Annotated in this window: 13 protein-coding genes; 6 read left to right on the top strand and 7 right to left on the bottom strand. The window is 70.1% G+C overall.

Going from position 1 to position 23,506, the window contains the following annotated elements; genetic code table 11:
• Positions 1–468 precede the first annotated feature (468 nt).
• Positions 469–2,661 (top strand): hypothetical protein, encoded by a 2,193-nt coding sequence (locus BLP83_RS11785; protein ID WP_091242924.1) that lies wholly within the window; start codon positions 469–471, stop codon positions 2,659–2,661.
• A gap of 231 nt (positions 2,662–2,892) precedes the next feature.
• On the top strand, positions 2,893–3,324 hold the full coding sequence (locus BLP83_RS11780) for a hypothetical protein (protein WP_091242922.1): 432 nt from the start codon (positions 2,893–2,895) through the stop codon (positions 3,322–3,324).
• Positions 3,325–3,504: 180 nt separating this feature from the next.
• Here BLP83_RS11780 and BLP83_RS11775 read toward each other — a convergent pair whose 3' ends face one another.
• The 5 genes from BLP83_RS11775 to BLP83_RS11755 all read right to left on the bottom strand — a co-directional run bounded on the left by BLP83_RS11775 (position 3,505) and on the right by BLP83_RS11755 (position 11,326).
• Positions 3,505–5,655 (bottom strand): tetratricopeptide repeat protein, encoded by a 2,151-nt coding sequence (locus BLP83_RS11775; RefSeq protein WP_176764164.1) that lies wholly within the window; start codon positions 5,653–5,655, stop codon positions 3,505–3,507.
• Positions 5,656–6,015: 360 nt separating this feature from the next.
• A complete protein-coding gene (locus tag BLP83_RS11770) occupies positions 6,016–6,984 on the bottom strand; it encodes a hypothetical protein (RefSeq protein WP_091242918.1) in 969 nt (322 codons plus the stop codon).
• A 10-nt stretch (positions 6,985–6,994) separates the two neighbouring features.
• A complete protein-coding gene (locus tag BLP83_RS11765; protein ID WP_091242914.1) occupies positions 6,995–8,446 on the bottom strand; it encodes a tail fiber domain-containing protein in 1,452 nt (483 codons plus the stop codon).
• Between the two features lie 185 nt (positions 8,447–8,631).
• Positions 8,632–10,359, bottom strand: coding sequence for a CRTAC1 family protein (locus BLP83_RS11760; protein ID WP_091242912.1), 1,728 nt, complete (start codon positions 10,357–10,359; stop codon positions 8,632–8,634).
• 154 nt (positions 10,360–10,513) lie between these two features.
• Positions 10,514–11,326: an SDR family oxidoreductase gene (locus BLP83_RS11755; protein WP_091242909.1), complete on the bottom strand. Its 813-nt coding sequence runs from the start codon at positions 11,324–11,326 to the stop codon at positions 10,514–10,516.
• Between the two features lie 305 nt (positions 11,327–11,631).
• Between BLP83_RS11755 and BLP83_RS11750 the strand changes: the two genes are divergently transcribed.
• From BLP83_RS11750 to BLP83_RS11735, 4 genes are all read left to right on the top strand, one after another.
• On the top strand, positions 11,632–16,308 hold the full coding sequence (locus BLP83_RS11750) for a reprolysin-like metallopeptidase (protein WP_218121244.1): 4,677 nt from the start codon (positions 11,632–11,634) through the stop codon (positions 16,306–16,308).
• 130 nt (positions 16,309–16,438) lie between these two features.
• On the top strand, positions 16,439–17,098 hold the full coding sequence (locus BLP83_RS11745) for an ABC transporter ATP-binding protein (protein ID WP_091242901.1): 660 nt from the start codon (positions 16,439–16,441) through the stop codon (positions 17,096–17,098).
• A 3-nt stretch (positions 17,099–17,101) separates the two neighbouring features.
• Entirely contained in the window at positions 17,102–19,657 is a 2,556-nt protein-coding gene (locus tag BLP83_RS11740) for an ABC transporter permease (protein ID WP_091242899.1), read from the top strand.
• Positions 19,654–20,835: a lipocalin-like domain-containing protein gene (locus tag BLP83_RS11735; RefSeq protein ID WP_091242897.1), complete on the top strand. Its 1,182-nt coding sequence runs from the start codon at positions 19,654–19,656 to the stop codon at positions 20,833–20,835. The genes BLP83_RS11740 and BLP83_RS11735 overlap by 4 nt, the downstream gene beginning before the upstream one ends.
• A gap of 297 nt (positions 20,836–21,132) precedes the next feature.
• Here the strand turns inward: BLP83_RS11735 and BLP83_RS11730 are convergent, their stop codons facing one another.
• On the bottom strand, positions 21,133–21,966 hold the full coding sequence (locus BLP83_RS11730; RefSeq protein ID WP_091242895.1) for a hypothetical protein: 834 nt from the start codon (positions 21,964–21,966) through the stop codon (positions 21,133–21,135).
• A gap of 84 nt (positions 21,967–22,050) precedes the next feature.
• On the bottom strand, positions 22,051–23,106 hold the full coding sequence (locus tag BLP83_RS11725; RefSeq protein ID WP_091242893.1) for an NAD(P)-dependent alcohol dehydrogenase: 1,056 nt from the start codon (positions 23,104–23,106) through the stop codon (positions 22,051–22,053).
• Positions 23,107–23,506: the final 400 nt, after the last annotated feature.

Raw genomic sequence — 23,506 nt, 5'->3', positions numbered from 1 at the left:
CCTGAGCGGGGCGCCGGGCAAGCGGCTGCGGCATGCCCAAACGCCGCGGCTCCTGCGAATCCCGAATCCCCAATCCCGGCTCAGAGAACCCATCCGCCATCCGCGGGTGCCGCGGCTTCATCGCACGGCCCTCGACGTCGGTGACGCCGTCGAGGCGCCGCATGTCCTCGCTGATCGGTGAAGGCCCCTGGGCTCGCGATGGCGGGGAGTTTCCTGGTCGAGTTGCTTTCCAGGCATCTGATTTCGCAGGTGTTTGTGCTGCCGATCGGGTCTTTGCCGTGCCCGGCTTCTTCCCGCGCGGTCCCGTCGTCAGCCTCGTGGCGACTGCAGGGTCGGTTCTAGCGTGATCTCGCGGCGGCTCCGGCCTGGACTGCCGCCCCGGCAAATCGCCCACGGGCCGATGCCGGGCCCTGCGCGCGGCTCCGCACTGCGGGTCGCGATCCACTACCGACAGATGGGAGGCACTCAATGAACCGTTCTTCCGGGAGTCCGGCGCGCCGCGCCGTGCAACCCCGCTTCTTGCGCGCACGCTGGGCCTGCGGAGCCGCACTCTGTGCGCTTCTGTTCGCCGGCAGCGTCGCCGCTCAGGCCGTGGTGCCACCGGGCAAAGGCGAGGGCGAGCCCGAGCCGGACCTCAGCTACTCGCAGAAAGTGCTCGAACAGGGCGAAGGCTGGCAGCGCGTGCTGTCCTCCGGCGTACTCGACGAGACCGGCGAGCCCTACGCCGAAGAGATGTTCATGATCGACGGCGAACGCGGTGTCGCCGCCGTCCCGCTTCCCGACAGCCTGCGTGAAAGCCTGATTCTCGATCTCGCCGAGCGCGAGGGAGACGAGCCGATCGCCTTCTCGGTGAGCGTGCGCGTGGCCGAGGAGGTGCGCAAATCGGAAGCGCAGGGCAAACCCACCGACGAGCTCATCCGTCTCGTGGCGATGCTGGAGGAAGGCGACGGCCCGCTGGGTACGGCGGCGGCGGCGAAGGGCAGCTGCGGCGACCGCGACATCTACCGCAATCGCAGCTTCAGCATCAACGCACCGCTGAACCGCAATTTCGGCATCGGTGGCGGCTTCAGCGGCAGCCTCGCGCTGACCGGCAACGCCGCGGTCAACGCCAATGGCGAAGTGCTGATCAAGCTCAAGCGCTTCAAGGCCTGGTTCCTCTGCATCCCGTACGGTGTGCGCTTCAACCACGCACGGGTCCGCGGCTCGGCCAACATCGAGCACGGCGCAACCCTGAGCGGCACGATCCACTACGCCAACCGCGAAGCGCGGGAATGGCAGATCGCCAAGCCGCACCTGTTCTCCCTGAACTTCTTCGCCGGCCCGATTCCGGTGCACATCGGCTTCAACCTGCCGATCACCGCAGGCTACGACCAGGGCGGGCTGAGCGGCAGCGTCACCGGATCCACCACCTACAGCGGCAACCGCACCTTCTCGGGCACCTTCGACTACCGCTGCACCTCGTCCGGCTGCACCGGCAGTTCGCAGTTCAATTCGTCGGGCCTCGGCTCGCAGCCGATGACCGGCAGCGTGTCGGGACGCTTCCAGCCGAACATCTATGCGCAGGTCGCCATGCGCGGCTACCTGTACACCGAAGGCGTCGCCTATGCCCAGGTCGGCGTGCGGCCCTACCTGCGAGGCGATCTCTGGGGCTACTACGGCAACAACTGCGGTGACGCCGATGCCAACGGCCACTACGAAACCGTGCAGGCGCTGACCTTCGACCTCGACTGGCAGCTCTACATCACCGGTCAGGCCGACACCTTCCTCACCAGCGCCTGGCACCGGAACCTGTGGACATCGCCGCGCTGGCATATCGGCTTCTGGGACCTGCTCGGCGGGCAGGGTTCGACCGCGATGTCGCCGATGCTCAGCGGCCCCGCCGTGGTCCCGGTCGGCCTTGCGGAAACCTTCGGCGCCAAGATGCGGCCCTGCTGGCCCTACACCGACACCGTCCAGTACTCGATGAACTGGGGTGACGGCAGCGCCGCCCAGCCGATGTCCGGGCCCGCGGCCAACCTGACCCAGGCGAGTCACACCTGGAACAGCGGCGGTACGCCGCTGCTCAGTCTGACCGCCGTCGGCGACAGCCACGGGCGCAGCTTCAACAAGACGACCACGCGCCAGGTGCAGGCCAGCACGGCGCCGATCAATCTGGCCCCCCGCGCTGCGGCCTCGGCCTCGACCACCTACTGCCGAGGACCGGGCAACCAGTGCTACAGCGCCGCCCGCATCAACGATGGCGTCACCTCGACCCAGCTCGGCGGGCTCTACAGCTGGACCAACGATCTGCCCGACTGCACCGATCCGCGCTCGATCTGCATCAATCCGGATGGTGTGGGCGGAGCCAACACCACCCCGTCCTTGTTGCCGATCGGCCCGCAATGGGTCGCGCTCACCTGGCCCGCCCCGCTGACCCTGCAGCGCGTCGACCTGTTCACCACCAGCGGCTTCGAGGTCCAGGATTTCGTGATCCAGTACCTCGCTGGTTCGCAGTGGATCACCCTGTCGGCCACGCCGGGCTTCCCGACCGACAACACCAGCACCCAGCTGAGTTTCACCTTCCCGCCGGTGACCACCCGTTCGATCCGGGTGCTGGGTCGCAAGGGGCCTGAGGTGCAACCTGCGCACATCCGCATCAACGAGCTCGAGGTCTATCGCTGATCCTCACCCGGCCGCGCGCCGGCTTGGCGCACGCAGCCCGCCCTGTGGCGGGCTGCGTGCTTCGCCCGTGTGGCAGGCCTGGCAGGCCCGCGATGGCGCCGGCTCGGGACCGGGTCGAATGCCGGTTTTTCAATGGCTTGCGCGGAATCTTCCCCAGCTTGTTCCCGCCTGCGCGGTGGCGTGCGCCCACCGCCGCGCCTAGAGTCCGGCCTCCCCCACGAGGACGTTCCCATGCGCGTGATCCTGCAGTCGATGTTCCGAGTCGCCGTCCTGCTCTGCCCGCTGGCCGCAGGCGCCCACGACACCCTGCCTGAAGACTGGTGCCAGGACGGGCACCTGCCGCCCGCGGTGGCGCGCGAGTTCAACTTCGACGAAGACGAACTGATGGCGCGCATCCGCGCCTTCGAAGAAACCCACGACCACAGTCGCAAACCGCCCCAGCCCGGCCTGTTCGACAGCCGCTGCGGCATCGTCGACATGTGGTCCTGGGCGGATCTGATCGCTGCCGGCTACTGCGCTGAGACCTCCGAGGAGGCGAACGCCATGCCGATCATCCTCGACCCCCCGAGCTTCCTCGACACCGAACATCATCGCGAATACCGGCTCAGCGAAGGGCTGCGCGGCGCCTGCGTCGTGTGCGAGAAGAAGGACAGCGCGCGCTGACCGGGCGCGGGCCGGCCCGTCTTTGCTGCGCGGCGAGCCCCGACCCGCACCGATCCCGCGCCTGCGGGCCTCGATCGGCGCTGGCCCGACCGCCTCGAGTCTGCGGGCACGTTCGGCCGTGGCCCGGCAAACCCGTCGCGAGGTCTGAACAACCCGCCGACGACCGTGTCCAGAACGCGCCTAGGCCAGCGCCTTGCGGCGCGTGTAGGCCAGCACGGCGTCGGCCCGGCGCTTGAGGTCCTCACGGACCGTGGGGTCGAGCGTGCACTGGCTGAGCACGAAGTAGGCGGACCGCAACACGTCGCGCCAGCGCGGGTTGCGAGGCAGTTTGGACACCGCGAGATAGCGCTCCATGGCGCGGGCGCGCAGACGGCCGTCATCGATGCTGACGCGCCAGATCCGGCTCTTCTCCGCCAGCTCCAGCCGATTGCTGCCGGTGGCGCGCTCCCAGGCATCCACCACCGCCAGCATCAACTCGACGATGCTGCGCTTGAACTCCTCGTGCAGCGGCTGCGCATCCGTCGCCTGCCGAACCGGCGCGTGCGCTTCCGAGGGCGACTCAGGCACGGTCGCGCCTTGGTTCAGCTCCATCACCACCAGGCCCTCGCCCTCGCCCCAGGGGCGCAGGCGCGCCTGCAAGCGGGGCCCGCGATTGCGCGAGGTGAGCTCCAGCCCGTGTACCTCCGCGTCCTCCATCCGCTCCAAAGCCGCGGTGAGAGCGGCCGCATCCTCCCCGAACAGGAGTTCGACAATCGAGCGCCCCATCGGCGCCTCGGGGTCGAGCTCCAGCACGCGGCGCGCGCTGCGGTTGGCGGCCAGCAGCTGACCGTCGGCATCGAGCAGGCAGAGCGCGCTTTCGCGGCTGTCCAGCAGGGCCTGCAGCAGGCTGCGGTCCTCCGCCAGGGAGTCGGCCTCGCGGCGGTAGCGAAGCAGTTCGTCCTGCTCGCGCATGCGTTCGGCGGCGATCCGCAGGCGTTCGCGCTGACTGCGCCGCTGCTGGAGGACCCAGAGCGCCAGCAGGCCGGCCAGGGTGAGCGCCAGTGCCAGGCCCAGCACCAGGGTCCGCTGGCGCAGCCGGGCCTCGTTGATGGCCTTGTCGGCCGCCAGTGCTGCGATCGTGTGGTCGCGCTCGCTGAGCTCGAAGCGCGCCCTCAGCCATCCGAGCTGACGATCCTGCTGGGCATGCGCGAGTCGGCTCTGCTCGAGGTGGGCGCGACGCGCCTCACGCAGGGCGCCGGGCAGGTCGCCGCGCGCTTCCAGCAGGGTGGCCAGCGCTTCGATCAGCGCCGGACGTTCGGTGTCGCCCTCGGCGAGGCGCGCGATCACCGCCCGCAAGCGGCGCTCTGCCGCCGCGAGTTCACCGGCCGCACGTTCGCTGCGCGCAATCTGCCGCTCGACATAGGCCGGCGGCTGCAGCGCGTACTGCCTGGCCAGCGTCAGCGCCGAGGCGCTCCACTCGCGCGCCTCAAGCGTCCGGTCGGCATCCAGTGCAGCCCGGATCAGGCCACCGTGCGCGCGCAGCTGCAGTTCGGGCAGGCCGGCCGCGCGGTAGCTCTCCAGCGCAGTCCGCAGCCAGTCCTGGGCCGAGCGGGTATCGCCGCGATCGAGACTCAGCTCGCTCATCGACTCCAGGACATGCGAAGCCTCCAGCGTCTCGCCGGCGGCGTCGAAGGCGGACAGCGCCTCGCGGTAGTAGCGCAGGGCCGAATCGTGGTCTTCAAGGTCTCGATGGACGTCCGCGATGTTGTTCAGCACGGCGCCGCTGACGGCACCGATTTCGCGCTGGGTCTCCAGGCTTGCGGTCAGGGCGCGCAGGGCACCGCTGAAGTCACCGAGCCGTCGCAGCACGCTGCCGATGTTCTTTTCCTCGCGGGCGATCGCGGCACGGTCACCGCGCGACTTCGCCTGCTTGAGCGCGCATTCGAACCAGGACAGCGCCTGCGGCAGGCGCTCGCGACGGTAGTCCAGAATGCCCCAGCGACGGACCAGCAGATACGGCCGCTCGTCCTCGATGACGACAGCGCCTTCAGTGCTGGCTGCCGATTCGACCTCGAGCTCTGCCCACGCGCAGTGCAGTTGGCGCTCCGCCTCCTCGAAGGCGCCCACGCGTTGGGCCTCGTCGATCGCGCCCAGCGCGGCCTCCCACGACCTTCCGGTGACGCAGGAGTCGCGCGCGGGTGCAGGTGGCGCGGGCAGCGCACAGCCCAGGTCCACGGCCTGCAGCGGCGCGATGCCGCCGAGCAGAAGGCAGGCGCAGACAAGACCCCGGCGCCGGTGCGGATCGCGCGTGTGCCGGCGGTGCAGGGAGCGAGCGGTAGTGGGGGCTTCCATGGCGCGAGGATGTCCAACGACCTGGCTCGGCATGGCCAGCAGAATGCGCGATGCGCCGGCTGACGTCATCGTTGAGGCGGCGGCAGCAGCGCATCCGCGCGCGGCGACACATGGGCCCTTGGCAACGGGTCCGGAAATTCAGCGCTGCAAAGGTTAGCGCATGCAACAGCCAAGACGCGAATCGAAGCGCCGTCGTTGCCAGTGCTTGCGCCGCGTTGAGCTCAAGACACGGTCGCCGCCTTCGGCTTTGTCGTGCGCCAGGGAGGGCAGGTCCGTGCTTGAGCCCGCGCAAGCGAGTCCGGACCGGCGCCGGACTCGCGACCACGGATCAAGGCCCGGCGGCCCTTGATCCGTGTTGGGTCAGGGCGTCTCGAAGCCGTCCGAGAACAGGGCGTCGAAGTCGAGCCCGAACTCCTGGAAAAGCGCATGCCCAGCCTGCGAGGCACCTGCACTGCGGCTGCCGTCCGCGAGGCTGAAGCGCAGCACCCGCGGCGCATCGCCGGCCGCGTCCTGGCCGAGGATGACCAGCGCGTTCGCGGTCTGGTCGATGGCCGCGGCGCCTGCCTGGATGAAGCAGCAGCCCGCCACGCCGCTGCCCACCGGTGTGATGGTGAAGGTCGGCGCTGGCCCGACTGCGATCAGCTGGCCCAGGCCGGTCGCGGGATCGTGGGCCAGGCCCCAGACCGTTCCCGAAGCAGGGTGGCGAGCCAGGTCGCCCAGCTGCATGCCGGCGGGCAGGGCGATCTCTGCAGCCAGGCTGTTGGTGGTGAAGTCGAAGGGCAGAATGGCCTCCTGCTGGCCGTTGCGAACCACCGCCAGCAACCGCAGGTTGCCGCTGTCGACCAGGGTGGAGACGCCGGCCTTGAGGGTGCAGCAGGGGGCCGGCAGCGACGCACGCACGCTGATCTGGGCCGTGCTCGGATTGACCGTCGCCATCACCACATTGCCACTGGCGAGCTCCCGGCCCAGTGCGTACAGCAGATTGCTGCCGGCGTGGTACTCGAGGTGGGTGAGCGAAAAGCCCGGGTCCAGCGCCAGCCGCTCGCTGCCGCCGGAGGCATAGTCGAAGCGAACCAGCTGTTGGCCACCGCCGTTCTGGGCCACGAAATAGGCCCGATTGGCGAGCAGATCGAAGGTCGGCGTGCCGACCCCGATGCTGCAGCAGTTCGCCACGCGGGCGGGGCTTTCGGCGCCGGTGTCGACCTCGCGAAGCAGGGTGTCGCCGCTGTCCTCGGCGAAACCCAGGGCGTAGATCTCGGCCTGTGCCGAAGGCACGAGGCTGGCCAGCACCAGCGCGAATCCTGCGGAAAGAATCGAGCGCAGTGTCATGGGGGCGCGCTCAGTTCGCCGCCGGCAGCAGGGCTTCCAGACGCAGCAGTCGCGCCTCGAGCTCGGCGATTCGCGCATCGCGCTGTTTCACTTCATCCTGCAGTGCCTTGACCGAGGCCAGCGCCACGCCAGCGACATCGCCTGGCGCCAGGAAGCGCGGGTCGGCGCCAACGCCGAAGGTGGCGTGGAAGTCCTCGGCCATGGGCCCGATATGGCGCTCACCTTCGGTCGACTCCCGGTAGTTCCAGGCCGGAACTTCCAGCCGCTCGAGCTTCGCCAGCAGCAGCGGGCCTTCGATCGCCTGCACGTTTTCCTTGGTCGCGCGGCTGGACAGCTGCGAAATGGTTCCGCGGGCCGTGACGTTGCCGTTGCTGTCGACGCTGAACCGGTCCTGCACGTCGCCGGCGAAATCGGCATTGGTGTTGCGCACCTGCAGCGCGAGCACGGGCGACACCTCCGGGGCGTTGGTGAAGGCCTCGATCCGGGCCGCGGCGGTGCCACCGCCGAACCCGACGTTGCCGTTGGCGTTGATGTCAAGGCTGGAGGTCGGCGCACCCGGGCGAATCCGGAAAGGCAACAGCGCGCCATTGGTGACATCGCGCACGAAGAAGTTCGCTTCGTTGCTGCCGATGTCGAAGGTCTGAGCGGTGAAGCCACCGGCGGCGCTCTGCTCGAGTCGGATTCCCGGCGTATTGCCCGTGACCGCATGGATGTCCAGCACAGGCGCGCTGGTGCGCAGGCCAATGCGTCCGCTGTTGTCGAGCCACAGCGTATTGCTGGGCGCACCGCCCTCAATCGTGAAAGGCATCGTGCCGGTGGTGCGGTTGTCGATGGAGAAACGGTTGATGCCCCCGTTTGCCTGGTCGTTCGCGATGATCGTCCAGTCGTGGTTCGGAAAGCCCGCACTGACCGAGGTGTCGTCGAAGTGGATGCGGAGGTTGTCCTCTTTCAGGCGCAGCGTATCGGTGCCGAAGTTCTCACCGTTGACGCAGTTCAAGCCCGTGCACGTACTGCCGATGACGATCAGGTCTTCGGCAATCACCTGCTTGGGTTGCAGCGGATCGCTGCCTTCCTTGGCCAGCCCGTTGGCGAGCCGACCCGACGACACGGCGAAATGTCCCTGCAGCACCGGCCAGGCCTTGCCGGGTGCGCCACGGCGACCCTCTGCGGAGTCGCTGCCGCCGGCTGCGGAGGCTTGCTTGGCCCCTTCGAACTGCAGGCTGTAGCTCCAGTGGCCGTCCATCGGGGTCTGGAGGTCGAGATCCAGGCGGTTCAGACCCTGTGCGGGGTAGCTGCGCAGGTGCACTTCACCCTTGGGGTCGACCAGGATCAGTCGGACCCGTGCCCAACCTTCAGGGGCTTCGACGGTGATCGGCTGCTCACCGAAGCTGAGCAGCAGCGGCGCGGCCTGGGACAGGGGAGCGAACAGGCAGCAGGCGAGAGCGAGGGTATGCAGGCGCATGGGACCTTCCTTCGTGTGAGCGGGTGAGCGGATGGGCACAGCGCTGGCGCCGTGTTGAACAGGGCCACACGACGGGCGCGTGGCTTGAAAACCGTGTGCGGGCGGTTGCAGGTTTCGCGCCGCGCCTGCCGGGTTGGCGTCCGCCAAGGCAGTCGGAGCGGGGTGCAGCCGGCTGCCGGAGCGGGTCATGACCGCGTCGCCCGGTCGAAGCGCCGGCGTGCGGGGCCCGCGAGCAGCAGCAGGCCCAGCGCCAGGCTCAGCAGGGTCGTCGGGGTGGCCAGCGGAACCGGGCGCGCCGACGACAGCGGCGGCAGTCCACGGCCGCGCAGCAGCCGCAGCGGCTGATCGAGCTGCGGCGCCGGAAAGCGTTCGACGGTGCCGTCAGGCCAGCGCACCTGCAGCCGCTCGACCACCGCGGCCGAGCCCACTCCGAAGTGGGCTTCGGCGGGGCCGCTCGAGAGGAACTGGCTGCCGCTGCCGATCTCGCGCACCTGCAGGCGTCCGCCGGCGCGAAGCTCGACCCGCGCGCCGATCGCCTCGGGGTTGGGCCCGTCCTGGCGCACTGTCACCCGCAGCCAGCGTCCGCCTGCCGATGCGCCCTGGTTGCGGTAGAAGCGACTGCTGCCGCTGTTGTTCTGGACGAACAGATCGACGTCGCCGTCGTTGTCGGCATCGAAGCAGACCAGGGCGCGGCCCTGGCCGCGGTCGTCGAAGCCGCGGGCCAATGCCTGTTCGGTGAAGCCACCCCGCCCGTCACTGATGAACAGGCGCGAGGGGTCGGCGTGGAAGGCCGCGGCGGGCGCGGCCGACATGCCATTGACGTGTACGATGTCGAGGTGGCCGTCGAGGTCGATGTCGGCGAAGCAGGCCGCCCAGCCCCATCCACCTTCGCGGACACCGGCGGCCAGCGACACGTCCTCGAACTCGCCGTTGCCGCGGTTGCGGTAGAGGCGGTTGCCTGAGGTGCCCCAGTTGCCCAGCGGCACGCCGGAAGGGTCGTGGATGCTGGTGACGAACCAGTCCAGATCGCCGTCGCCGTCATAGTCGCCGAGCGCGGCCCCCATGCCGTTCTCATCGTCGATCGAGGCCGTGGTCGTGTCGACCAGACGGCCGCCCCGGTTCAGCAGTACCCGACTGGTCCCGAAATCGGCGGCCAGCGCGAGGTCGATGCGACCGTCGCCGTCGAGATCGCCGAACTGCGGGGTGAAGGTGTAGGAGCGCTGGCCAAGGGCGGCGCTGATCGCGAGATCCGCGTCCGCGTTCTGGAAGCGCCCGTCACCGAGCCCACGGAACAGATGTCCGGACCGTCCGACCCCGCGCGCCCAGCGGCCAAGCGCGAGATCCAGCAGACCGTCACCGTCGTAGTCGGCCAGCGCCATCGACCAGGAATCGTCACCAAGCTCGAGGCCGGTGTCGGCGATCGCGGCGAAGCGCCAGCCACCCAGGTTGCGGAACAGGCGCGGCGATTGTCCGCCGAGCCCGCCAAACAGGAGGTCGAGACGGCCGTCGGCATCCAGATCGACCAGGTGCACGCCGTTGTACTTGCCGGCCGCGGGCACGCCGCTGCCGGCCGTCAGGCTTTCGAAGCGGCCGTCGCCGCGATTTCGCAGCAGGGCGGGCGCGCCCAGGTCGCCCCGCACCACGACCAGGTCGACGTCGCCGTCGCCGTCCAGATCGCCGGCGGCTGCGCCACCGCCCATCATGTCCGGCTCACCGTCGAAGCCGAAGGTGTAGCCATGGCTGATTCTGAGGCCCGCGGCGACGCTGTCCTCTTCGAAGTGCCAACTGGAACTCTGCGCGGACGCCGGGCCCGCCGCGGCGGCGCAGGCGGCACCGAGGGCAAGGCGCCCCGCCAGCGCGAGCCGCGCTGGGCGCAGCCGGTCGAGGCCAAGCGTGTTCTTGATTCTCCCCATGGGCCGCAGTCTGACCCACTGGAATCACAAGTCCAACACGTTCGTGAGTGAATCGCTTCGGCGGCTTCCAGCAGGGGACTGGCCGCAGGGCCCAGGCAAGCGTCACCGTGCCCCGCGGCGCCTCAGCCCGCCCGGCGGCCGCCGGCACGCCGTGTCAGAGAAACAGATCCGGCATCAGCGGGTGTCCGGGCTTCACCGCGTAGTGCTCGAAGTCCTCGATGCCGTGCACCCGCAGCACGTCCTCGTCGATCAGGAACTGGCCGCTCAGCCGCGCGGCCGGGGTGCACAGCACCGCGTGGGCGGCGTCGGCGACGATCTCCGGCCTGCGGCAGCCGTCGTGGTCGACGCCGGGAATCATCTTCAGCGCATCGGTGAGGATCACCGTCTTCGGCCACAGCGCATTCACCGCCACGCCCTGCGGGCCGAACTCCGCGGCCAGGCCCAGCGTGGCCAGGCTCATGCCGTACTTGGCCATGGTGTAGGCGGTGTGCGGCGCAAACCACTTGGGGTCGAGGTTGGGCGGCGGTGCCAGCGTCAGGATGTGCGGATTCGACGACTTCAAGAGATGCGGCAGGCAGGCTTGGCTGCACAGGAAGGTGCCGCGCGCGTTGACGCCGTGCATCAGGTCATAGCGCTTCATCGGCGTGTCGAGCGCGCCGCGCAGCCAGATCGCGCTGGCGTTGTTGACCAGGATATCGATGCCGCCGAAGCGTTCGACCGCGGCTGCGACTGCGGCCTGCACCTCATCCTCCTCGCGGATGTCGCACTTCACCGCCAGCGCCTGCCCACCGGCCGCAACCACGGCCTCAGCCGCGCTGTGGATGGTGCCCGGCAGCTTCGGATTCGGCACCGAGGACTTCGCCGCGATCACCACGTTGGCACCGTCGCGCGCCGCCCGCAGCGCGATGGCGAGACCGATGCCGCGCGAGGCGCCGGTGATGAACAGGGTGCGATCTTTCAGCGACATGCGGGCGAACTCCGAAGGCGGGGTGGATGCGCCGGAGTGTAGGCCGTGGCCGGCGACGGACGCAGCTTCGATCGCGTCGTCCGCAGCCCGCAAGCCGCATCGAATTTGCGACCTGGGTGCACTTGCCCAAGCCGGCGCAGGCCGCGCATGCTTGATCGCTTGCACGGCGCCCGTCGTGCTCTGAACGGGGACCCTCCATGCTTCATGCCGCTCTGCGGACAGCTCTGGCTGCTCTGCTTGCAGTTCTTTTGCTTGCTGTGCCCTCGGGTGCGGCCTTCGGCCAAGCCCTTGCCTCCGCGGACGGCTTGTGGACCCCGATCGACGAAGCCCAGGTCGCGCGCAGCGCGGAGCCGCGGCGGCTGGTGCCGCAGCGCTACCGCACCCAGCAATTGGATCGCGCGCGCCTGGCCGACCTGCTGAAGTCCGCCCCGCTTGAAGCGCAGACCGCGGCGGTGGAAAGCAGCCTTGAGCTCAGCCTGCCGACCCCCGAGGGTGACTACGCCCGCTTCCGTATCGTCGAGTCGCCGATCATGGAAGCCGCGCTCGCGGCCAAGTTCCCCGAGATCCGCACCTACCTCGGCCAGGGCATCGACGACCCGACCGCTACCCTGCGCTTCGATGTCAGTCCGCAGGGTTTCCGCGCCCAGGTCATCGGCTGGCGCGGCAGCTATTACGTCGATCCCTATCAGCCGAAAGATCTCGACACCTACGTGGTGTATTCGAAGCGCGACGCGCCGGACGACGGCGAGCGCCCGCGCTGTGGCGTCACCGGCCAGGCGCTGCCGAAGGACCTGCCGAACTTCCAGCAGAAGGGCGCGGCCGCCAAGATCAGCTCGGGTACCGTGCGCCGCACCTACCGCCTGGCGGTGGCGGCCACCGCCGAGTACACCGCCTTCCACGGCGGCACCGTGGCCGACGGCCTGGCGGCCATCGTGACCACCATGAACCGCGTCAACGGCATCTACGAGCGCGAGCTGTCGGTGCGGATGGTGCTGGTGGCCGACAACGACCGCATCATCTACACCAATGCCGCCACCGACCCGTACACCAACACCAGCGGGTCGACGATGCTCGGCGAGAACGTCGCCAATCTGAACACGGTGATCGGCTCGGCCAACTTCGATATCGGCCACGTCGTCAGCACCGGCGGCGGCGGCATTGCCGGCCTGGGCGTGGTCTGCAGCTCCAGCAAGGCGCGCGGCGTCACCGGCTCGGGCTCGCCGGTTGCCGACCCCTTCGACGTCGACTACGTGGCCCACGAGATGGGCCACCAGTTCGCCGGCAACCACACCTTCAACGGCTCGGGCGGCAGCTGCAGCGGCGGCAACCGCAACGGCAACACCGCCTATGAGCCCGGCAGCGGCATCACCATCCAGGCCTATGCCGGTATTTGCGGCGCCGACAACCTGCAGCCCAACAGCGACGACTACTTCCATCGGGTCAGCCTCAACGAGATGCTGGCCTTCACCACCACCGGCGGTGGTTCGAACTGCGGCACCACCAATGCCACCGGCAACACCCCACCGACGATCAGCACCCCTGCCGCCTGGACCATCCCTTCGCGCACGCCCTTCGAGCTGACGGCGACCGGCAGTGATGACAACAGCGACACCCTGAGCTACCTGTGGGAGCAGTTCGACCGCGGCACCAGCGCCAATGTCGCCGGCACCATCGTCGATGCCGGCCAGGGGCCCCTGTTCCGTTCGTTCGCGCCGACCCTGTCGTCCAGCCGGGTGTTTCCGAGCTGGCGCTGGATCCTCAACAACGCGAACGTGGCACCCGCCACCGCGCCGCTGCCGGGCACCAGCTCACCGAACTGGCTCACCGCCGAGGTCTTGCCGAGCACCAACCGCACGCTCAACTTCCGCGTCACCGCACGCGACAACCGCGCGGGTGGCGGCGGCACCAACGAGGCCAGCACGGCGGTGACGGTGGTGGCGGCGGCCGGACCCTTCGCCGTCACCGCACCCAACACCGCCGCAAGCTGGGCGGCGGGAAGCCTGCAGACGGTCACCTGGAACGTCGCCGGCACCACCGCCAACGGCATCAACACCGCCAATGTCCGCATCACGCTGTCGCTGGATGGCGGACGGAGCTGGCCCATCGAACTCGCTGCCTCGACCGCCAATGACGGCAGCGAGGAGCTGACCTTGCCGGCAAACCTGCCGGCGAGCACGCAGGCGCGCGTCCGCGTGCAGGCGGTGGGCAACATCTTCTTCGACGTCAGCGACGCGAACTTCAGCGTCACCGCCGCCGGCAACACGCCGCCTTCGGTCAGCGTCACCGGCGCGCTCAGCACCCGCCAGGGCAGCCCGGCCGCCACCGCCAACGTCGCCACCGTCAGCGATGCGCAGCAGAGCGCAGGCAGCCTCGCGGTCGCCATCAGCGGCGCACCTCCAGGTCTTGCGGTCAGCGCGGTGAACAGCGGCGGCACGGTCAGCCTGAGCGCGACGGCCAGCTGCGAGCTGGTGGCGCCGAACGGCAACCGCGCCTATCCGCTGCAGCTCAGCGTGACCGACAGCGGCGGCGCGACGACGACGGCCGACGTCGTGGTCAACGTGTCGCGCAACCAGGTGCCGAGCCTCGGCGCCTACGCCAACCAGATCCTGATCCGGGGCGCCAGCCAGGCCGTGACGCCAAGTGCCGCGGTCGCCGACGCCAATGGCAACCTGCTTGGCGTGAGCGTGACTCCGACGAGTCTGGACGGAGGCGGCAGCGTGAGCGTGGCCAGCAACGGCACCGTCACCCTGGCGGTGGGCGCAACCACGCCGTTCGGGGCGTATCCGATCACGGTCGAGGCGGCGGACAGCTGTGGCGCGATCGAGCGTCGCAGCTTCACCCTCACGGTGGCCAATGCGGAGCCGGCGCTGGAGGTCGCGTCCACCAGCCTGCCCACCGGCAACGGCCTGGTCGAGCCGAACGAGTGCAACCAGTTCAACGTCAGTCTGCGCAACAACGGAGCAGGCGCTGCAACGGCCGTGAGCGCGACCCTGGCCACCACCACGCCCGGCGTCACCATCAGCCAGGCCAGCACCAGCTTCGCCGACATCGCCGGCAATGGCGACAGCCAGACCAGCCAGACGCCGTTCCAGATCAGCACCTCGGACGGCCTGACCTGCTTCGGCAATATCGACCTGCAGCTCACCGTGGACTACAGCGGCGGCGGCGGTCCCTTCAGCAGCACGATCCAGTTGCCGGTGGGCCAGGCGGCTTCGCCGAACTACACCTTCACCCCCAGCAGCGGCGCCACCCTGCCGGGCGGCGGCACCCTGGTCGCCGGTACGCAGGTGGATGACGCGGTGGTCAATCTCAGCGTGCCCGCCGGCTTCGCCTTCAGCGTCTACGGACAGAGCTACACCGGCGGCGAAACCCTGCGGGTCAGCACCAATGGCAACCTGCAGCTGGTCGGCACCGGCGGCTCGTCGGGCTGGACCAATACTGCACTGCCCAGCGCGGGCAATGCGGACGGCGGCGCTGGCGCCTTCCCGGCATCCAACGCTGTCCTGATGCCCTACTGGGACGATCTCGACCTGCGTACCGCCGGTTCGCCCGGTGCGGGTGTCTACCAGCAGGTGCTGGGCACCGCGCCCAACCGCCGCTGGCTGATCGAATGGCGGGGCAAGCACGTGCAGGACACCGCCGTGGCGCAGACGGTGAACTTCGCCATCGAGTTCGTCGAGGGCAGCGAGGCGTTCAGCTACCTCTACGCGCAGACGGGCAGCGCCAATGCGAACGGCGTCTCGGCTACCGTCGGCGCCCAGGCCGCCACGACCGGCAGCGTGTTCACCCAGCTGCCGACGACGCAGGGCGGCATCACCCCGGGCTTGCGCCTGTCGGCGTCGCGCCCGGCGGGTATCTGCAGCCAGGGCAACGGTGGCTGTGGTCCGCAGGTGTCGGTGGTGCTGATCGAGAGCGGCGGCAACACGACGGCCACCGAAGGCGGTGATGGCGACACCTACACCGTGAGCCTCAGCGCCCCGCCTTCCGGCACCGTGAGCTTCACCGCCAGCCCGGACGCCCAGCTGCAGCTCAGCCAGACGACCCTGCAGTTCGACGCGCTGAACTGGAACCTGCCGCAGACCATCACCGTCAGCGCCGTCAACGACAGCGTGGTCGAAGGCCCTCACACGGGCATGATCACGCACAGCGTCAGCGGCGGCGGCTACGCCGGGGTCAGCGTTGCTCCGATCACCGTGGCGATCACCGACAACGACAGCGCGACCCTGAGCACCGCCCCCGTGCTGGTGGCCGAGGGCGACAGCGCTACGCGTCCGCTGACCTTCACCCTGCAGCTGAACGGGCAGGTGGCGGGGGGCTTCGATGTCGCCTATGCCACGCGCGGCGACACGGCAGTGGCCGGCCAGGACTTCGTCGCCAGCAGCGGCAGCCTGAGCTTTGATGGCAGCGTCAACCCCAGCCAAACGCTCATCGTGCAGGTCATTGGCGACAGTGAGGCCGAGGCCGACGAGCGCTTCTTCCTCGACCTCTCGACCAGCCAGCCGGGGATCGTGCTGAATCCCGCCTCTGCCATCGGCGAGATCGTCAACGACGACTTCGTCGCCGATCTGCGCCTGAGCCTGGCGCGGCTGCCGGGCCTGGTCCTCGCAGACGCTCCGGTGAGTTATGTCATCGATGTGGAGAACGCGAGCGGGGTGCTCGCAGTACCGCAGGCCACCGTGACCTTCACCCCCGCCACGCAGCTGCAGGGCCTGAGCTGGACCTGCACAGCGTCCGCCGGATCGAGCTGCTCGGCGGCCAGCGGCAGCGGCGCGCTGCCCAGCCTCGCACTCGGCATCAGCGGCAGCGCGCGCCTGCAGATCACCGCGACGGTGGCGGCAGGCACCGCCCTGGGCACGCGCTTGACCAGCACCGCCACCGTGAGCCCGGTGGCGCCGTTCACCGACCCGATGCCGGCCAACAACAGCGCCAGCCTGCAGAGCACCGTCGGCCTCGACGATGTCTTCGCCGACGGCTTCGAGTAAGCCCGCCGCCGCGCGTTGAAAACGGAAGGGCAGGCCTTGCGGCCTGCCCTTCTGCTTTTCGCCACGTGGCCCGGCGCCGGGCCGCCCGAGCCCATCCGCATTTCACGCGCATCGGCCCACACTGCCGCCCATGCACCTCACCGTCCGCCAGCTGCAGCGCCGATTCGGCGATACCCCGGTCCTCGACGGGCTCGACCTCGACCTCGCGCCCGGTGAGTGCGTGGCCCTGGTGGGGCGCAGCGGGGCGGGCAAGTCGACCCTGCTGCATCTGGTGGCGGGCATCGATCGCGCCGATGGCGGCGAGATCCGCTTCGATGACACGCGGCTCGACACGCTGGATGAAGCGGCGCGAACGCGCTTCCGGCGGCGGCATCTGGGGCTCGTGTTCCAGAGCTGGAACCTGGTGCCCAGCCTCTCCGCGCTCGACAACCTCTGCCTGCCGCTGGAGTTGATCGGAGTCGGCGGTACGGAGGCGAAAAGGCGCGCGCAGGCGTTGCTCGATCAGCTGGGGCTCGGTGCGCTGGCGAAACGCTTTCCCGATGAACTCTCCGGCGGCCAGCAGCAGCGCGTGGCGGTGGCGCGCGCGCTGGTGCACGGGCCCTCGGTGCTGCTGGCCGACGAGCCCACCGGCAGCCTCGATGCCGAGAGCGCGGCGGCGGTGATGCGGCTCTTGATCGGTGCGTGTCGTGAGGCCGGCGCCAGCCTGCTGCTGGTGACCCATGCGGCCGAGGTGATGGGCCAGGCCGACCGCCTGCTGCGCATGCAGGACGGCCGCCTGGTGCCGGCCTGAGTCATGCCGTCGCGTCTCGTCCTGACGCTGTGGAACGCGCACCGGCGCGCGCCGGGCCAGGCGCTCTTGATGCTGCTCGGCCTCGCGCTCAGCGTGGCGGTGGTGGTGGCCATCGATCTCGCGGTCGACTCTGCGCGTGGCGCCTTTCTCGAATCGCGGCGCGCGCTGTCGGGCGCGGCCACGCACCAGATCACCGCGGATGGCGGCGAGGTGCCGATGCCGCTGCTGGCCGAGCTGCGCGCGCAGGGGCTGTGGCGCAGCGCGCCGCTGATCGAGCGCGAGGTGCTGCATGCGGGTTCTGGCGCGCGCCTGCGTCTGCTCGGCATCGAGCCCTTGAGCGAAGCCGCGCTGCGGCCCTGGCTGGCGGGCGACATGGGGGGCCGAAGTGATGAGGAGTCGGCGCCGCTCGACCCCGCTCCCATCGACCCGGGTGCGTTGATTGGACGCAACGACGTCGTGCTGCTGTCGCAGCGGCTGGCGGCGCGCTTGAAGCTCGCGCCGGGCGATGCGCTCACGCTCAGCGTCGACGGTCGCCGCGAGGCGCTGCGCGTGCTCGCCCTGCTGCCCGATGACCGCCTGCCGAGCGGCAGCGGCGACTGGGTGCTGGCCGACATCGCTGCCGCGCAGGCCATCACCGGCCTCGAAGGCTTCACCCGCATCGACCTGATCGCGGACGAAGCCCGCGCCGCCGCCATTGCGCAGTCGCTGCCGCAGGGCCTGCGTCTCGTCGCCACCACCGAGCAGGACAGCCAGCTTGCGGCGATGAGCGGCGCCTTCGAGATCAACCTGAAGGCACTCAGCCTGCTGGCCCTGCTGGTCGGCGTGTTCGTGGTGTTCCAGACCTTGAGCTTCCTGGCCCTGCAGCGTCGACGATTGATCGGCCTGCTGCGCGCGCTCGGCGTGTCGAACCGTGAGCTCGGCACGCTGATGCTCGGCGAGGCGGCGCTGGTCGGCGCGCTGGCCGCGGGTATCGGCATCGCGCTCGGCATCGCGCTGGGTAGCGTGCTGCTGCAGGGCCTGGCGCGCAGCTACGGCGAGCTGTTCTACCGGATCGAGGTGAGCGCGCTCAGCCTGTCGCCGCTGCTGCTCGGCAAGGCCGCGGCGCTGGCCATCGCAGGCGCCCTCGTCGCCGTGCTGCTGCCGCTGCGCGATGCGCTGGGCGTGCCGGTGCTGGATGCGCTGGGCCGCGACAGCGCCGGCCTGCGCGCGCCCGAGCAGCGTCTGCGCGCGCTGCTGCTGCCGGCCGTCGTGCTCTTCGCGGCAGGCCTCATGCTGATCCTGTACGGACCGCAGGGCTTGTTCTGGGGCTTTGCAGGTCTGTTCGCCTGCCTGATCGCAGCCCTGGGCCTGATCCCGTGGGCCGCCGGCCATGCCCTGGGCGCGCTCGAAGCGGTGCTGCGGGACGCCCCCGTGCGCTGGCGCTGGCTGATCGCCGGCACCCGCCGCACGCTGGGCCGCACCGGCATCGCACTGGCCGCACTGGCGCTGGCCATCGCCACCGTGATCGGCATGAGCAGCATGATCCACAGCTTCCGCGAGGCGCTGAGCGTGTGGATCGATCACAGTCTGCAGGCCCAGGTCTACCTTTCGGCCGGCGGCCGCAGCGCCCTGCCCGAGGGCCTGGTGGAGGCGGCCGAGGCACTGGAGGGCGTCGAGGGCATCGGCCTCAATCGCCGCAGCCAGCGCTTGCCCGAGTCCGGCCCCGTGGAAGTGGTGGGCCTGCAGCTGCCGGCGCAGGGCCGCAGCGGCTTCGAGCTGATCGCCGGTGCCGACGATCCGGATCTCTGGTCGCGCTTCGCTGCCGGCGAAGCCCTGGTCAGCGAGCCGCTGTCGCAGCGCCTGAGGCTTGCCGTGGGCGACGTGTTCCGCATGCCCACGCCGCAGGGCCAGGTCGATCTGCGCGTGGCCGCCATCTACCGCGACTACAGCAGTCCGCAGGGCGTGCTGACCCTGGACCTCGCGCGCTATCAGCAGCTGTTCGGCGACCGCGCAGTTGGGGCCCTGGCCCTGTATGCGCCAGGTTCCGAAGCCGCGCGCCTCAAGACCGAACTCGAAGCGCTGATCGCCGCGCGCTTCGCCGAGCACGCCGGCCTGCAGGTGGTCACCGCCGGCGAAATCCGTGCGATCAGCCTGGAGGTGTTCGCCCGCACTTTCGCCATCACCGACGTGCTGCGTCTGCTGGCGGGCCTGATCGCCGTGGTCGCGGTGCTCGGCGCACTGTCGGCGCTGGCGATCGAGCGCAGCCGCGAGTTCGCCCTGCTGCGTGCGCTGGGCCTGGCGCCGGTCGAACTCTCGCGCCTGCAGCGCGTGCAGGGCGCGGTGCTCGGCCTGATCGCCGGCCTGGCGGCCCTGCCGCTGGGGCTGGGTCTGGCCGTGCTGCTGATCGAAGTGATCAACCGCCGCAGCTTCGGCTGGAGCATGCAGCTCGACCTGCCCTGGGCTCAGATCGCCAGCGCCATCGCGATCTCGACCTTGGCCGCGGTGCTGGCCGCCTGGTGGCCGGCGCGGCGCAGCGCCGGCGCGGATCTCAGCCGTCAGCTGCGAGGCGCGGGCGCATGACTGCGATCGCGAAGCTCCGAGGTCTGCGGCGGCTGCGCGGAGTCACCCTCGCGCTGTCGACCCTGCTCGTGCTGGTCGCCTGCGCGCGCGAACCGGGCGACGCAGGCGCTGAGGTCGAATCGAATGCGCCTGCCCCCCTCGCCCGCACCCTCCAGCTCGGCGAGGACACCGCAGGTTTCGACACGGTCACGCCGCGCGCGCTCGGCTTCCCCGCCGACCACGGCGCGCATCCGCGGCATCGCATCGAATGGTGGTATCTCACCGCGCGGCTTCAGGACGCGCAGGGCCGGCGCTTCGGCGCGCAGTGGGCGCTGTTCCGCTTCGCGCTGCGGCCGGAAGACGCAGCCACCCGCGCCGACTTCTCCGGTGGCCAGGTCTACATGCTGCATGCGGCGGTCAGCGATCTCGACCGCGGAGGCTTCCGCCACGTCGAGCGCTTCGCCCGCGGTGCAGCAGGGCTTGCGGGTGTGCAGACCTCGCCCTGGCGCGGCTGGCTGGGCGACTGCGTGGGTGCGTCGTCCAATGCGCAGCCGCTTTTCCCGCTCACCCTCGACTGCGGTGGCGAGGATTTCCGTTACCGGCTGGAACTGTCGGAAGCCGGCCCGCGCGTACTGCACGGCGAGGGTGGCTACAGCGCCAAGTCCGATCTTCCGGGCGCGGCCTCGTTCTACTACGCGTATCCGTTTCTCGACGCGCGCGGCGCGATCACGCTCGACGGCGAGACGCATGCGGTGCAGGGCGGCGCCTGGTACGACCACGAATGGACGTCCAGCCTGCTCGGCGCCGACCAGGTCGGCTGGGACTGGTTCTCGCTGCGCTTCGATTCGGGTGAGGCCTTGATGCTGTTCCACATCCGCGATCGTTCTGGCGAAGTCGTCGCCAGCCGCGGCAGCTTCATCCACGCCGACGGGCGGGTCGAGCCCTTCGCCGATGGCATGGTGGAAGCCAGCGCGCAGCGCCAGTGGCTCAGCCCCAAGACCGGCGTGCGCTATCCGCTGGGCTGGCGCCTGCGCTCGACCCGCTTTGACTTCGATCTCGAAGTCGACAGCGTGCAGGACGCGCAGGAGCTCGACACCACGGTGCGCTACTGGGAGGGCGCGATCGATGCGCGCGGGCGGCTCGACGGGCGTGAGGTTCGGGCCGAGGGCTATCTGGAGCTGACGGGCTACGGGGAGTGAGCGGCTTCGGGGGCATCGCGAACCTGGTCATGAAGCCCGCGTAGGGTGGGCCCTGGCCCACCGCGGCATGCACGCCCCTCCGGTATGTCCGCATCCGCTTCCATACATCGCGCCCCGCGCCTCGTCGATGAGGATGACTGGCGCCAGCGTCGGGCTCAGGGTGGGCCAGGGCCCACCCTAGGTGGAACCGCTGTCTTGGTAGCGCCGATCGCCCGATCGCCCGATCGCCCGGTTGGCGAGGCGTGCCCCGGATCACCCGCGGCGCTTCGACCCGCGCAGCGCCCGCAGCCTCGATCCTCAACCCGCCGCCGGCAGCGCGCAGCTCTGCAGCGATTCGGCGCTCGCCTGCGCCCACGCGTCGGCGGCCACCGGCTGCGGCGTCTGCGGAAACGCGATGTGCGCCACCACGTTCTCGCGTGCGCTCTCGCGGATGTTGGTCATGCCCTCGAAGCGCAGCAGCCACTGGTCGGCATCGCGGTAGATCACATCGATGGGGGGCGCGAACAGGCCGAACATGCCGCTCAGCGCCAGACGCATGCGGCTGGCGGCCTCGCCGTCGATCTCAAGCGCCTCGACCTTGCTCAGGCGGAAGCCGTAGCTGCGCGCCCGTGAGGGCACCAGGAAATCGATGCCGACGCTTTCGCCCGCCTGCAGCTGCGCCCAGTGCTGACGCACGAAGGGCTCGAAGCCGGCGTCGGCGACGATCGAGCCGATCTCCTCCAGCGGCGTCTGGTGAGCGCGCTCGCCGGCGCCACCGAAGACGATCCAGTCCCCGCCTTCGCGACGCAGGCCCTCGCGGTAGTCGAGCCGTGCATCGACCAGTTCGAAGGCCGGCGCGAAGGGCGGGGTGCCGTACTCGACTTGCTTGCGCGCGAAGGGCGTGCCGTCGGCGCAGCGGTACAGCACCAGCCGTTCGACCGGCTGCCCGGCCAGCTCGCGCAGCAGGTGTTCTTCCACGTAGATCAGCGCACCGCTGTCGGGTGCGCGCGCCTCGCCGGCATAGCGGAGCAGGCGCGCGCCTGTGCCAGGCTCGGGCACGGCGGCGTGCGCGGCAGCGCCTGCGGCGCCCAGGCCGATCGCAAACAGGGCAAGGCGGGAGAAGCGAAGCGCGGGGAGTTTCAGGTTTGGCATGCACGCATGCTTGGGCAGGTCGTCGTAAGCTGGCGTGCAGGCCGCGTGCGCGCCGCGTCAAGGCGCGCACCCGGCCCGATCGCCTCAGGCCGCCTGCAGGGTCGCCATGTCGATCACGAAGCGGTAGCGCACGTCGTTCTTCAGCAGGCGCTCCCAGGCCTGGTTGATGTCGGCCATGGCCACGGTCTCGATGTCGGCCAGCACGCCGTGCCGGGCACAGAAGTCCAGCATCTCCTGCGTCTCGGCGATGCCGCCGATCAGCGAGCCGGCGAGGCGGCGACGGCGGCCGATGAGGGCGAAGGGCTGCACCGGCAGGGCTTCTTCCGGCACGCCGACCAGCACCAGGGTGCCGTCGGTGCGCAGCAGGTTGAGGCCAGCGTTCAGGTCATGCGGCGCCGACACGGTGTCGAGGATCAGGTCGAAGCGCCCGGCGGCGGCCTTCATCGCCTTGGCGTCGGTGCTGACCAGGAAGTCGTGCGCACCGAGTTCGGCCGCGTCCGCGCGCTTGCGCTCGGAGGTCGAGATCACCGTCACCTCCGCACCCATGGCGCGGGCGATGCGCACGCCGACGTGGCCCAGCCCGCCCAGGCCCATCACTCCGACCCTCTTGCCGGGGCCGGCGCCGAAGCGCTTCAGCGGCGAATAGGTGGTGATGCCCGCACACAGCAGCGGCGCGGCGCGGTCCAGCGGCAGGGCCTCGGGCACGCGCACCACGAAGGCCTGATCGACGGTGATGCGCTGGCTGTAGCCGCCGAAGGTCATCGTCTTGCCGTCCTGCTCGAAACCGTTGTAGGTCATCGACGCGCCGCGGTCGCAGAACTGCTCCTCGCCGGCTGAGCACTGCTCGCAGGTGCGGCAGGAGTCGACCATGCAGCCGACGCCGACGCGGTCACCGACCTTGTACTTCTCGACCTTGGCGCCGACCGCGCTGACATGACCGACGATTTCGTGGCCCGGCACCATCGGAAACAGGGCCGGACCCCAGTCCTCGCGGGCCTGGTGCAGATCGGAATGGCAGACCCCGCAGTAGGCGATCTCGATCAGCACATCGGTGGGCCCGACCTCGCGGCGATCGAGCTTGAAGGGCGCCAGCGGGGCCTTGGCGGAGGGGGCGGCGTAGGAGAGGGTGGGGTGGGGCATGGGGAGGCTCCGGTGCATGGGTCGGACGATGCTAGACCACTGACTGCAGTCGCGGCGTGGGGGGCGCTCAAGTCGCTCCGGCCTGCGCTGCAGCGCTTTGGCCGCTCCCCCAGCGGAGCGGTTCGGCGCCAGCGGCTGCAGGTGGCAGCCGCTGGCGCCGAGGGTCCGAGCGAAACGAAGGCCAAGGGCTTGGGGCAAGGGCCGGGCGCAGCGCGTGCTCCGAACTTCGCCGAGCACGTCGTCTCGGCTTCTGTGCCTGAGCTCTTCTCCCTCTGCCGCCGAGAGCCCGAGCGAGGCGAAGGCCAAGGGGTTGGTGTGAGGGCTTAGCGAAGTGATTGCTACAACCGTCGCGGAGCATTGCCTCTCGTCTTTCCGACCATGTGCCGCCTTGCACAAGGCG

The organism is Aquimonas voraii (assembly GCF_900101825.1).
Classification (GTDB): domain Bacteria; phylum Pseudomonadota; class Gammaproteobacteria; order Xanthomonadales; family Xanthomonadaceae; genus Aquimonas; species Aquimonas voraii.
The sequence above is the reverse complement of the archived record's forward strand: the minus strand, read 5'-3'. Positions and strand labels throughout refer to the sequence as shown.